Consider the following 11,025-nt stretch of genomic DNA (forward strand, 5'->3'; position numbering starts at 1 on the left):
TCCCGGGGGGAAACACCTTGCTCATGGAACGACGTGCCGGTCTCGGCGCCGCCGCACTGCTGGTCGCCGCTGCCGCTCTGCTCAGCGGCTGCGCCACTCCCGAACGAACCTCGGCCGCCCCCGCCGACACCCCTGCTCCGGCCCAGGCGGCGCCCTCGCCGTCCGCCACCGAGGCGTTCGACGTGGCCGAGGTGCTCAAGGCGGCCGGCACCGCCCCGTACTCGGCCCAGGTGGAGATATCGGCCATGGCGGACACCCAGGTCACGCAGACGATGACCGGCCGGCTGAACTTCAACTCCCGCGACAGGGGAACGCTGCGAGTCCGCTCCGGTGACGCGGTCCCGCACGACCGGGCCGTCGACATGGAGGTCGTCCGCGTGGGGGACACGACCTACTCCCGCGACCTCACCGAAGGCGGCGACCGCACGTGGCAGCGGACGGCGACCGGCGGCTCCACCACGAGCAGCGACTACGCGCTGTTCGCCCGGCTCCTCCTGCAGGGCGGGCCGAGCGCGCGCAAGGGCATCGAGCAGCAGGCCGGCGTGTCGGCGCACCACCTCTCGGGCCGCCTGACGACCGAACAGGTCGGCACCGTCGACCAGGAGACGTACAAGACCCTGCTCGCCATGAAGAGCAAGCAGATGACGTACGACATCTGGGTCGACGCCAAGGGCCGGGTGATCCGTTTCGAGCAGAGCTTCACCGCCGCTCCCTCCATGAAGAAGGGCCGCAACATCGCGGTCCTGAGCGACTTCGGGGGTGTCGTGCCGGTCAAGGCGCCGATGTGACGGCACCTCCGGTGCCGCTAGCGGGTGCCTCGGGCGAGCAGGCGGGCGCGGGCGTGCGCGGCGAAGTCGGGGGCGGCGGCGGTGGCGGTGGGGTCGGCGGTGGTGCCGCCGGGCTTCACGGTGCCGGAGACGGTGTAGTAGGTGTAACGGCCCACGGCGGCATGGGTGTTGGCGCAGCCTTCGGAGGTGCAGTAGGAGATGGCGCCGGCCGGGACGAGGCCCTGGACCTGGCCCTTGTGGACGGCGGTGGCGGCGTCGGCGTTGGCGCGTTCGGCGAAGACGGCGACGCCGATGGTCACGGCGCTGTTGCCGGAGCTGTAGGTGGCGCGCAGGACGGTCTGGCAGCCCTGAGGGGTGATCATGTCGCCGAGGCCGCCAGTGGTGGCCTTCCAGCAGGGGGTGGTGGCGGCGGTGGTGAGGCGGGTCCAGGTCCTGCCGCCGACGGTGAGGGTGCCGGCGGGGAAGAGGGAGTTGGGGTCGAGCGGGGCGGTGTCGGTGGTGGCCGAGGAGATGACCGTCAGGGGGTCCGGCGGGGCGGTGCTGCTCGGCGGGGCCGGGGGTGCCGGGGGCGCGACCGAGGAGGCGGGGGCACTCGGGGTGGGGCTGCCCTTGTGGGAGGGGGAGGGTTTGGCGGACGCGGACGCGGACGCCGACGCGGACGGGGACGCGGAGATGGAGGGAGAGGCGGAGGGCGGCACGGCGGAGGCCGAGGGGGTGGGGAGCTCCTCGGCGCTCGGGGTCGCCGTGGCGGTGAGGTTGACCTGGGCGGTGGGCGGAGGGCCCGCCGGCTCGGTGCCCCGGCCGAGGAGGACCGCCGTGGTGGTGATGGCGCCGACCAGGAGGACGGCCCCGGCGACGGCGCCGCCGTTGCGGAGCTGCCTGTGGCGGCGTCGGCGTTGCTCGTGCTGGTCGGCGAGCGCGGACCAGTCGGGCTCGTTGGCCTCCGGACGGGTCCAGCCGTTGCCGGCGACCGGCGGGCCGAAGGCGGGGGTCGGTGCGCCCGGCCCCGGTATCTGCTGCGGCTGCTGGCCTGTCGCCCCGTCGTCCATGAGCCGTGATCCTAGGGCATTCGAACGGGGGTACGTGTACTGGGTCGGGTACGGAGCGTAGCGGAGGGCGTGAGGCGGGCCACAGTGGAATCGAAGGCGGGAGGGGTGCTGGAAGGCGGTTTCGGTGAGCGGGGAGACGGTTTGCGGTCGAAGGTGCAGGCGCTGCTACGACGGTGCGTCGTAGCCGGCGCTCTTGAAGGCAGGTAGGGACCGCGTTAAGACTGGTGGAGTCGCAAGGCGCTCCCGCCATTCGCACCGGCCACCCCTCGGGGTCCGGGCCGGTCCGGGGGAGCGTACCGTCCGGCGTCCGGTGCAGACCGGGACGCTCACGGCCGGTGGTGCGGCTGCCCCGGGGAACGGCGATCGGCCGACCGGGCAGCGAGGCGCCCCGAGCCGGTCCACACGATTGAGGTAGTCCTCTCCATGCGTAGTTCCCTCCTTGCCGTCATGCGCCGTCGCACCACCCTCGTGGTGGCCTCCGCCGGTCTGGCGGCCGCCTGCGCCGCCTCCGTGGTGGCCGTGGCGCTCCCGGAGGAGAAGGCCGCCGCCGCGACGGTGGAGGTCACGCACGTCCCGGCGGCGGACCAGGCCCAGGAGGTCCAGCAGGCCGTGCAGGCCCCGCAGGCTGCGCAGCTCCAGCAGGAGCAGCCGAAGCAGCAGGAAGAGCAGCAGGAGCAGCAAGAGGCCGCCGCCTCCCGTTCCGAGCAGCGCTCCGACCTCTCCGCGGCCACCCGCGCCACCTCCCCGGCGGCGGTCAAGGAGCTGGCCCGCGACCTCGTCCCGGCCGGCCAGTTCGCCGCGTTCAGCAGCATCGTCAGCCACGAGAGCGGCTGGAACTTCAAGGCGACCAACGCCTCCTCCGGCGCCTACGGCCTGGCCCAGGCCCTGCCGGGCTCCAAGATGGCCTCGGTCGGCGCCGACTGGAAGACCAACCCGGCCACCCAGATCAAGTGGGCCCTGAAGTACATGAACGACCGCTACGGCAGCCCGAACGCCGCCTGGGCGTTCTGGCAGAACCACCACTGGTACTGAGCCGGGAGCCGACGACGCGAAGGCCCGCACCCCCGATCGGGGTGCGGGCCTGACGCGTGCTCAGGTCAGGTCAGGTCAGGTCGGCTCAGGCCAGGTCAGACCAGGCCATTGGCCTTCAGCCAGTCCTTGGCCACCGCCGACGGGTCCTCCTTGTCGACCGCCACGCGCTTCATCAGCGCGGTGAGGCCGGGGGTGTCGAGCTTGGCGGAGACGGCGTTGAGCGTGGCCGTCGAGGTGGCGTCCACGCCCGCCTTGTTCACCAGGGGCAGCACGTTCTGGGTGGAGAACACCGACTTGGGGTCGGCCAGCGGGACGAGCTTGAGGGTGAGGATCTTCGGGTCGGTGGTGAAGACGTTGCCGACCTGGACGCTGCCGTCCTTGATGGCGTTCGCGGTGGTCTCGCCGGTCGGCTTCCACTCCTTGAAGGTCAGCCCGTAGGCGTCCTTGAACTGCTGCTCGCGGCGGCTCTTGAACTCCGGCGGGCCGCCGATCACGAGGTCGGCCGACTTGCCGGCCAGGTCCGCGATGGACTTGAGGCCGAGCTTGTCGGCGGTCTCCTGGCTGACCGTCAGCGAGTCGTTGTCCTGGGCGGCGGAGGAGTCGAGCACGGTCAGCTCGGCCGGCAGGGTGGTGTGCAGGGCGGCGTTGACCGCCTCGGTGCCGCCGGTCAGGGCCGTGCTCTTCGGGTCGAGGTAGCCGAGCAGCGCGCCGTTGTACTCGGGCAGCACGGTCAGGCCGCCGCTCTTCAGCTGGCCGTAGAGGATCTCGCGGCTGCCGACGTTGAACTTCTCCTCGACCTTCACGCCCTTGGCCTTGAGGGCCTGCGAGTAGATGGAGGCGAGCAGCACGTTCTCCGGGAAGTTGGCCGAGCCGACCACGACGGTCTTGCCGGAGGCCGCGGAGGAACCCCCGGCGCTCGGGGTCGAGGAGGCCAGCGGGTCGCTGCCGCCGGAGGAGCCGCAGGCCGCCGCGCCCAGCAGGAGCGCGGTGGCCGTGACGGTACGGAGCAGACGGGTGGTCATGGAGTTTCCTTCACGGCAGGTGAGTTGGGGTTGAGGTGCCTGTGGTGCAGTCGAGGGGCCCGGGGTCAGCCGGCCGGCCCGCGGGCGGGGCGGCTGCCGGGTGGCAGTGAGTACCGGATGAGCAGGGCGAAGAGCAGCTGGGCGGCCAGTGCCAGCGCCACCACCAGCGCCGCGCCGCCGGCCACCACGTAGTACTTGCGCAGGGCAAGCCCGTCGATGACGTAGCGGCCGAGGCCGCCCATCCCGACGTACGCGGCCACCGTGGCGGTGGCGATCACCTGGATGGTGGCGGTGCGCAGCCCGGCCAACAGGCTGGGCAGGGCGGCGGGGATGCAGACCTGGCGCAGCACCTGAGGGTGGGTCAGGCCGATCCCCCGGGCGGCGTCACGCAGTTGGGGGTCGGTGCCCCGGACGCCCTCGACCGCGCCGACCAGCAGCGGCGGGATCGCCAGGATCACCAGCGGGATGATGGTGGAGGCCTTGCCGACCCCGGCCAGCAGGACGACCAGGGTGACCAGCCCGAGGGTGGGCAGGGCGCGGGCGGTGCCGGCCAGGACGGTCACCAGGACGGCGCCCCGGCCCAGGTAGCCGAGCAGCAGCCCGAGCGGGACGGCCAGCAGGACGGCCCAGCCCAGCGATTCGGCGGTGAACGCGAGGTGCTCGGCGAGCCGGTGGGTGATCGCGTCGGGCCCGCTCTGCTGGGCCGGGTCGTCGAAGAACGCGCGCAGCCAGTCGATCCAGTTCACCGGAGCCCGCCTTCCGGCGTGGTGGCCCAGGGCGCGAGCACCCGGCGGGCCAGCAGCAGCAGCCCGTCCACCAGCAGCGCGAGCAGCACCACCAGCACGATCCCGGCCAGGATCGGGGTGGTGAAGGTCCGTTGGAACCCGTCGATGAACAGGTAGCCCAACGCACCCCGGCCGATCAGCGCGCCGATCGCCGCCATCGAGATGGAGGAGACCGCGGCGACCCGCAGCCCCGCCACCAAGTAGGGGATGGAGGCCGGGAGTTCGACGGCGGCCAGCCGCCGCCACGGGCCGTAGCCCATCGCCGTGGCGGCCTGCCGGACGGAGTCCGGGGTGGCCCGCAGCCCCTCGACCGTGGTGGGCAGCATCAGGGCCACCACGTAACAGGTGAGCGGGATCGTCACCGCAGCGGTGGCGGCCGGCCCGGTGTACGCCACCAGGATCACGAAGACCGCCAGGGCGGGCAGCGCGTACACCGCGTTCAGCGCCACCGCGACGGGCTGGTAGATCCTCGGGTGGCGGGCGCAGAACAGGCCGAGCGGGACCGCGATCAGCAGGCCGATGAGCACCGGAGGCAGCGCCAGCAGGGCGTGGTCCAGCGTCAGTTGGGCCAGGTAGCCGAGGTGGTCGGCGAGCCAGCCCCAGCGGACCAGCGGTTCGTCATCGGGCACGGTCGGCCCCCGCTCCGGTGGCCGTGCTCGTGGTCGTGGCGGCGGGCGCCTGCTCGACCGTCGGGCCGAGCGCGGCCAGCACGGCGGCCCGGTCGGCGGTGCCGGTGGCGCGGCCCTCGGCGTCCAGCACCACGGCCAGCCCGGCGGGGGAGAGGACGGCGGCGTCCAGCGCGCTGCGCAGGGTGTCGGTGGCGGGGTGGAAGCCGAACGCGGAGTGGGCGGCGTACTCCGGGTGCCGCCACTGCGACGGTCTTCCGGCGGCGTCCAGTTCGAGCAGCCAGCCGTCCGCGCCGGAGCGCTCGGCGAGCGGCACGGCGGCCACCGCGCCGGCCGGGCGCAGGCCCAGGCCGCGCAGGCCCCGGTCCCGGCCCAGGAAGGCGGCCACGCCCTCGTCCGCCGGAGCGGTCAACAGGGTGTGCGGGTCGGCGAGTTGGGCTATTCGGCCGTGCTCGCGCAGCACCACCACCTCGTCGCCCAGCCGGACGGCCTCCTCGATGTCGTGCGTGACGAACAGCACGGTCTTGTGCAACTCGTCCTGCAGGCGCAGCAGTTCCTCCTGGAGGCCGGCCCGGACCACCGGGTCGACCGCGCTGAACGGCTCGTCCATCAGCAGCACCGGCGGGTCAGCCGCCAGCGCCCGGGCCACGCCCACGCGCTGCTGCTGCCCGCCGGAGAGCTGGTGCGGGTAACGTCTCGCGGTCTCCGGCGGCAGGCCGACCAGCTCCAGCAGCTCGGCCGCCCGGGCCCGGGCCCGCTTCTTGTCCCAGCCGAGCAGGTAGGGGACGGTGGCGACGTTGTCGATCACCCGGCGGTGCGGGAAGAGCCCCGCCTGCTGGATCACGTAGCCGATGCCCCGGCGCAGCCTGGCCGCGTCCAGCCCGGCCACGTCGGCGCCGTCCAGCAGCACCCGGCCGCCGGTGGGCTCGACCATCCGGTTGACCATCCGCAGGATGGTCGTCTTGCCGCAGCCGGACGGGCCGACCAGCACGGTGATCCGGCCGGCGGGCACCTCCAGGTCCAGGCCCTCGACGGCAACGGTGCCGTCGGAGTGGCGCTTGGCCGCGCCGTCGAATCTGATCACGGGGTTGCAGTTCCTAGTCGTGGCGCCCGGTCCGCGGGCGCCGATTGTCTGTCGATCATGAGGACACTGACCCTTGCCCTGCCCGTCCGGAGGGTAAACCCACGGTCTGACAGAGCATGGCTGGTCAGATGGTGTCCCGTCAGGTCGAAGGGGACCGGTCGGGTGATACTTCGTCAGGTCGGGTGGAGTCCTCGGCGAGCAGCCGGGCCTCGTCCAGCGAGGGGGCGCCGCCCGGGGCGGTGGGCAGCCCGGCGGCGGCCCAGGCCTGGAAGCCGCCGTCCAGATCGGTGGCCCGAGGCAGCCCGATCTCGCGCAGCGCGGCCGCCGCCAGGCTCGAGGTGTACCCCTCCGAGCAGAGCACGATCACCTCCAGCTCCGGCCCGGTGGCCTCCGGGATGCGGTGGCTGCCGCCCGGGTCGAGCCGCCACTCCAGCACGTTCCGCTCGATCAGCAGCACACCCGGGATCTCGCCCTCCCGGGCCCGCTGAGCCTGCGGGCGGATGTCCACCAGCAGCGCGCCGCGCCGCTGGGCCGCCAGCGCCTCGGCCGGGCCCGGGCGGTGCACGCCCGCCCGGCTGCGCTCCAGCAGCCCGTCGATCCCGTCGATCCCGTGGCCGGGAGGCAACTCGCTCACGCCCACTCCTCCTTGCGCTCGTACGCGGTCTGCACCAGGCCGCCGGCCCGGAGCTCGTAGCGGGCCATCTCGCTCAGCGGGGGCGAGTAGGCGTGGATGGTGACGGCCGGGCCGTTGCCGGTGTTGCGCACGTCGTGCAGGAAGTCCGGGCCGAAGGAGCGCACCGTTCCGGCGCTCAAGTTCCGTACCTGGAGCTCGTGCTCGGGGCCGACCAGGGAGAGCTCGGCCAGCTCGCCGAGCGCCACGGTGAACGCCCCGCGCGAGCCGCCGTGGCCGTGGAAGCCGGTGGACTGGCCGGGCAGCCAGCTGATCAGCCAGACCTCGTGGTCCTCGGTGAGCGCCAGCCGCTCGTACCAGCGCTCCTCGGCGGAGAGCCGCACCCGGGGCAGCCAGCCGGCCTGACGCTCGGCCAACTCGCTGACGATGGTGCGCAGTTCGGTGAGGGAGAGGGCTTTGGCGGTGACTTGGGGGACGGGATCGAGCTCGACGGTCATGACGGTCCTCGGGTAGCCGAATGCGGCCGGTCCATGCGGTGGCCGACCGTGAAGCTGAAGCTGTGTGCGTGCGGGGGTGCAGGAGTGCGGTGCCGACGGAGGTGGCACGGGCCCTGGGGACCTCACAGGGCGGTGAAGGGTGACGCGACGGAGACCGTACGCGTCAGCAGGCACACATGTCGCTCGCCTGGCGTCGCAGATCGACGTGCAGGCGGCAGACCAGGGTGGTGCCGGTGTCCATGCAGTGATCCTGGCGGTGGTCGGCGGCGGAGTCAAGCACGTCCCGCCTGTTGAGAGCGCCGGAGGTCACCTCCGCGGGACGTCGTCAGGTGCGCGCGTCCGTGACGGTGGATCAACCCGGGAACCCGTTCGGCGGTTGGCGCGTCCTCCTCCACGGACCGCCGCGCATGGGCGGTGACGGGGAAGGGCAGGACCACAGCATGGGCATCATCAGTTGGATCATTCTCGGCCTGGTGGCCGGGGCCATCGCCAAGTTCATCCTGCCCGGGCGCGACCCGGGCGGGATCGTCGTCACCACGTTGATCGGCATCGCCGGCTCCTTCGTGGGCGGCTGGCTCTCCAGTGCGGTGCTGGACCGGCCGGTCGCCACCAGCTTCTACGACCCGGCCACCTGGATCGCCGCGATAGCGGGCTCCTTCGTGCTCCTGGTCGCCTACCGCATCCTGTTCGGCAACTCCCGCGACTGAGACCGACCGGTCCGAGCGGGGGACGGGGGCAGCACCGCGCCCCGGCACCGGAGTGATCCGGCGCCGGGGCGCGGTGTCGTTCACGGACCGTCAGAGCCCGTGCGGCAGCGCCTCGCGGGCGGCCCACCACTGCTCGGGCACCTGCCCCAGGCCGGTGCGCCCGGCCACCATCCCGGCGGTGATGGCGCAGGTGGTGTCCATGTCGCCCCAGCCCTCCAGGGTCTGCCAGATCGCCTCCGGCAGGTCGTCCGGCCACCGGGCCGCCGACCAGAGGGTGAACGGGACCGTGTCGGGCGCGGACATCTGTCGGCCCGAGCCCAGCACCACGGAGGCGTGCCGCACCGAGGTCCCCTCCGGGAGGCGGGCCGCGACCAGCAGACCGGAGCGCACGTCGCTCTCCGGCAGGTGGCCGGCCACCTCGGTGAGGAAGTCGGCCGGCTCGGGCGCGGCGCCGCCCCGGCTGCGCACCGCCAGCGCCGTCGCCACCGCGACGGCGACCGCCCCGGCCACCGCCTCCGGGTGGAAGTGGGTGACCAGCGCGGAGAGCCGGGCCTGCTCGGCCGCGACCGCCAGGTCCTCGGCGAACCAGGCACCCAGCGGGGCGACCCGCATCGCGGTGCCGTTCCCCCAGGAACCCTGGCCCTCGAACATCCCCGAGGTGACGCTCCGCCAGTCGGCCCCGTCCTCGATGCTCCGGAGCACCTGGTGCATGGACGCGCCGTACTTCCGACCCGGGTACGCGGTGTACTCGGCGGCGAAAGCGGCCGCCAGCGTGTCCGGCACCACCTCGCCGTACTCGGTGAGGTGCCGGTACAGCACCACGGCCATCGCGGTGTCGTCGGTCCAGTGCCAGGGCGCCGGGCGCACCTGACGGGAGATCAGCTCGGCGGCCGCCTCGTCCGTCGGCACCTGGAACCAGCGGTCGCCGAAGGCGTCGCCGAGGGCCAGGGCCTGCAGGCACTCCAGGGGTACGGACATCGGTCGGCTCTCCTTCGGGACGCGGTGGTCAGGAGCCACCATCGTCCCGGCCGGGGGCACTCCGCGGCGAGCGAATATCCGCGCTGACGGCCGCTCAGGCAGCCGGCCGGAGCGGGTCGTCAGGCCGCCAGGCCGGAGAGCAGCAGGGCCCAGACCGACTCGAAGTCGGCCTCGCAGCGCGGGTCTGACCACTCGCCCGCGAACACCGGGTCGTGGAAGTGGGCGGTGGCCTGGAAGACCGCCCGGGCGGTGGCGTCGGTGTCGGTCGGACGGAACTCGCCGGTGCGGACGCCGTCCGCCAGGATCACCGCGATCTGCGCGGCCAGGGTGTCGACGTGCTCCTCGACCGTGCTGGAGAGCTCGCCGACCAGGGTGAGGTAGGTCGCGAACAGCTCCGGGTCGTCCGTGGCCTTTCGCCGCTTGGCCGCGAAGAGCGTGGCCAGCCAGCGGTGCAGCCGCTCGGCGGCCGGGCCCTGGTCGGCGGTGATCGCGGCCAGGTCGTGGTGGGCCTGGTCCAGCCAGCGCTGGGTGACGGCCTCGCGCAGCGCGGCCTTGCTCGGGAAGTGCCGGTAGACGCTGCCGTGGCTGACGCCGAGCGCCCGGGCGATGTCCACCACCGTGGCCTTGGCGGGCCCGTACCGCCGCAGCACGTCCTCGGCGGCGCTGAGGATCTGCTCGGAGGTCAGGGCGCTGTCGCTGGTCACGGTCTTCCTCTGCTCGGGGGTGGTGGCCCGGGGTCACCCAGCGGTTCAGTGCTCGCTGTCGAGGTGGGCCATCTGTGCCGCAGCGTACCTGTCCCCGGCGGCGGAACCGGCCGGGACGGCCGCCTCGATCGCCGTCAGGTCGGCCGAGGTCAGCCCGACCTCGCGGGCACCGAGCGCCTCGGCCAGGCGGTCCCGGCGGCGGGCGCCGACCAGCGGCACGACGTCCGCGCCCCGGGAGGCGACCCAGGCGATGGCGACCTGCGCCACGGTGGCGCCCTTGGCCTCGGCGATGGCCCGCAGCTGCTCGACCAGACCGAGGTTGTGGGCGAGGTTCTCGCCCTGGAAGCGCGGGCTGAAACCGCGGAAGTCGGTGGCGGCGATCTCCCGCTGCCCGGTCCAGTGACCGCTGAGCAGGCCGCGGGAGAGCACGCCGTAGGCGGTCACGCCGATGCCCAACTCACGGGCGGTGGGCAGGATTTCGGCCTCGATGCCCCGGGAGAGCAGCGAGTACTCGATCTGCAGGTCGCTGATCGGGTGGACGGCGGCGGCCCGGCGCAGGGTGTCGGCGCCGACCTCGGAGAGGCCGATGTGCCGGACGTAGCCGGCCTTCACCAGCTCGGCGATGGCGCCGACGGTCTCCTCGACCGGCACGCTCGGGTCCAGCCGGGCCGGGCGGTAGACGTCGATGTAGTCGGTGCGCAGGCGGCGCAGGGTGTAGGCGAGCGCGGTCTTGGTGGCGGCCGGGCTGGCGTCGTAGCCGAGCCAGCTGCGGTCCGGGCCGCGCTGGGCGCCGAACTTGACGCTGATCTGGACCGACTCGCGGTCGCGGCCGCGCAGGGCGTCGTGCAGCAGTAGCTCGTTGTGGCCCATGCCGTAGAAGTCGCCGGTGTCCATCAGGGTGACGCCCGCGTCCAGGGCGGCGTGGACGGTGGCGATCGACTCGGCCTCGTCGGCCGGCCCGTAGAGGTCGGACATGCCCATCAGGCCGAGGCCGAGGGCGGAGGTCTCCGGGCCGGTGGCGCCGAGGCGGGTGCGGGAGGTGGTGGTCATCAGGTGCTCCAAGGGATGGCGGGGGCAACTGACACCAACTATGGCATGGGCGATGACAGATTTCAATATCTG

Annotated in this window: 13 protein-coding genes; 3 read left to right on the forward strand and 10 right to left on the reverse strand. The window is 73.3% G+C overall.

The genetic code is table 11. The features are described 5' to 3' along the window. The first annotated feature begins 23 nt into the window (after nucleotides 1-23). Nucleotides 24-788 carry a hypothetical protein gene (locus ACZ6ZR_RS30390; RefSeq protein WP_465647768.1) on the forward strand — a complete coding sequence of 255 codons (765 nt, stop codon included), beginning with the start codon at nucleotides 24-26 and terminating at the stop codon, nucleotides 786-788. 17 nt (nucleotides 789-805) lie between these two features. Here the strand turns inward: ACZ6ZR_RS30390 and ACZ6ZR_RS30395 are convergent, their stop codons facing one another. Continuing rightward, a complete protein-coding gene (locus tag ACZ6ZR_RS30395; RefSeq protein WP_465647770.1) occupies nucleotides 806-1,837 on the reverse strand; it encodes a hypothetical protein in 1,032 nt (343 codons plus the stop codon). Nucleotides 1,838-2,284: 447 nt separating this feature from the next. Between ACZ6ZR_RS30395 and ACZ6ZR_RS30400 the strand changes: the two genes are divergently transcribed. Continuing rightward, nucleotides 2,285-2,869 carry an aggregation-promoting factor C-terminal-like domain-containing protein gene (locus ACZ6ZR_RS30400; protein ID WP_465647772.1) on the forward strand — a complete coding sequence of 195 codons (585 nt, stop codon included), beginning with the start codon at nucleotides 2,285-2,287 and terminating at the stop codon, nucleotides 2,867-2,869. A 95-nt stretch (nucleotides 2,870-2,964) separates the two neighbouring features. Here the strand turns inward: ACZ6ZR_RS30400 and ACZ6ZR_RS30405 are convergent, their stop codons facing one another. From ACZ6ZR_RS30405 to ACZ6ZR_RS30430, 6 genes are all read right to left on the reverse strand, one after another. Then, nucleotides 2,965-3,891, reverse strand: a complete 927-nt coding sequence (locus ACZ6ZR_RS30405; RefSeq protein ID WP_465647774.1) for an ABC transporter substrate-binding protein — start codon at nucleotides 3,889-3,891, stop codon at nucleotides 2,965-2,967. Between the two features lie 65 nt (nucleotides 3,892-3,956). Further along, nucleotides 3,957-4,637: an ABC transporter permease gene (locus ACZ6ZR_RS30410; RefSeq protein ID WP_465647776.1), complete on the reverse strand. Its 681-nt coding sequence runs from the start codon at nucleotides 4,635-4,637 to the stop codon at nucleotides 3,957-3,959. Beyond that, on the reverse strand, nucleotides 4,634-5,305 hold the full coding sequence (locus tag ACZ6ZR_RS30415) for an ABC transporter permease (RefSeq protein ID WP_465647778.1): 672 nt from the start codon (nucleotides 5,303-5,305) through the stop codon (nucleotides 4,634-4,636). The genes ACZ6ZR_RS30410 and ACZ6ZR_RS30415 overlap by 4 nt, the downstream gene beginning before the upstream one ends. Then, nucleotides 5,295-6,386, reverse strand: coding sequence for an ABC transporter ATP-binding protein (locus tag ACZ6ZR_RS30420; RefSeq protein WP_465647780.1), 1,092 nt, complete (start codon nucleotides 6,384-6,386; stop codon nucleotides 5,295-5,297). The genes ACZ6ZR_RS30415 and ACZ6ZR_RS30420 overlap by 11 nt, the downstream gene beginning before the upstream one ends. Before the next feature lie 139 nt (nucleotides 6,387-6,525). Further along, nucleotides 6,526-7,020, reverse strand: a complete 495-nt coding sequence (locus ACZ6ZR_RS30425; protein ID WP_465647782.1) for a rhodanese-like domain-containing protein — start codon at nucleotides 7,018-7,020, stop codon at nucleotides 6,526-6,528. Further along, complete coding sequence (locus ACZ6ZR_RS30430; RefSeq protein ID WP_465647784.1) at nucleotides 7,017-7,514, reverse strand: cysteine dioxygenase; 498 nt, start codon at nucleotides 7,512-7,514, stop codon at nucleotides 7,017-7,019. The genes ACZ6ZR_RS30425 and ACZ6ZR_RS30430 overlap by 4 nt, the downstream gene beginning before the upstream one ends. A gap of 440 nt (nucleotides 7,515-7,954) precedes the next feature. On the opposite strand from ACZ6ZR_RS30430, the gene ACZ6ZR_RS30435 reads away from it, so the two are divergent. After that, nucleotides 7,955-8,221 carry a GlsB/YeaQ/YmgE family stress response membrane protein gene (locus tag ACZ6ZR_RS30435; protein ID WP_345279203.1) on the forward strand — a complete coding sequence of 89 codons (267 nt, stop codon included), beginning with the start codon at nucleotides 7,955-7,957 and terminating at the stop codon, nucleotides 8,219-8,221. Nucleotides 8,222-8,311: 90 nt separating this feature from the next. Here ACZ6ZR_RS30435 and ACZ6ZR_RS30440 read toward each other — a convergent pair whose 3' ends face one another. The 3 genes from ACZ6ZR_RS30440 to ACZ6ZR_RS30450 form a co-directional block, all read right to left on the reverse strand. Then, complete coding sequence (locus tag ACZ6ZR_RS30440; protein WP_465647786.1) at nucleotides 8,312-9,199, reverse strand: ADP-ribosylglycohydrolase family protein; 888 nt, start codon at nucleotides 9,197-9,199, stop codon at nucleotides 8,312-8,314. 119 nt (nucleotides 9,200-9,318) lie between these two features. After that, the gene (locus ACZ6ZR_RS30445) at nucleotides 9,319-9,903 is read right to left on the reverse strand and encodes a TetR/AcrR family transcriptional regulator (RefSeq protein ID WP_465647788.1); all 585 of its coding nucleotides are present in this window, start codon (nucleotides 9,901-9,903) and stop codon (nucleotides 9,319-9,321) included. A 45-nt stretch (nucleotides 9,904-9,948) separates the two neighbouring features. Continuing rightward, nucleotides 9,949-10,953 (reverse strand): aldo/keto reductase, encoded by a 1,005-nt coding sequence (locus tag ACZ6ZR_RS30450; RefSeq protein ID WP_465647790.1) that lies wholly within the window; start codon nucleotides 10,951-10,953, stop codon nucleotides 9,949-9,951. Between the last annotated feature and the right edge of the window lie 72 nt (nucleotides 10,954-11,025).

The sequence above is a fragment of the Kitasatospora sp. NPDC088742 genome (assembly GCF_055584905.1).

Coding starts and splice junctions, on each gene's coding strand:
- ACZ6ZR_RS30390 (WP_465647768.1), top strand. CDS start 24: ATGGAACGACGTGCCGGTCTCGGCGCCGCCGCACTGCTGGTCGCCGCT.
- ACZ6ZR_RS30395 (WP_465647770.1), bottom strand. CDS start 1,837: ATGGACGACGGGGCGACAGGCCAGCAGCCGCAGCAGATACCGGGGCCG.
- ACZ6ZR_RS30400 (WP_465647772.1), top strand. CDS start 2,285: ATGCGCCGTCGCACCACCCTCGTGGTGGCCTCCGCCGGTCTGGCGGCC.
- ACZ6ZR_RS30405 (WP_465647774.1), bottom strand. CDS start 3,891: ATGACCACCCGTCTGCTCCGTACCGTCACGGCCACCGCGCTCCTGCTG.
- ACZ6ZR_RS30430 (WP_465647784.1), bottom strand. CDS start 7,514: ATGACCGTCGAGCTCGATCCCGTCCCCCAAGTCACCGCCAAAGCCCTC.
- ACZ6ZR_RS30435 (WP_345279203.1), top strand. CDS start 7,955: ATGGGCATCATCAGTTGGATCATTCTCGGCCTGGTGGCCGGGGCCATC.
- ACZ6ZR_RS30440 (WP_465647786.1), bottom strand. CDS start 9,199: ATGTCCGTACCCCTGGAGTGCCTGCAGGCCCTGGCCCTCGGCGACGCC.
- ACZ6ZR_RS30450 (WP_465647790.1), bottom strand. CDS start 10,953: ATGACCACCACCTCCCGCACCCGCCTCGGCGCCACCGGCCCGGAGACC.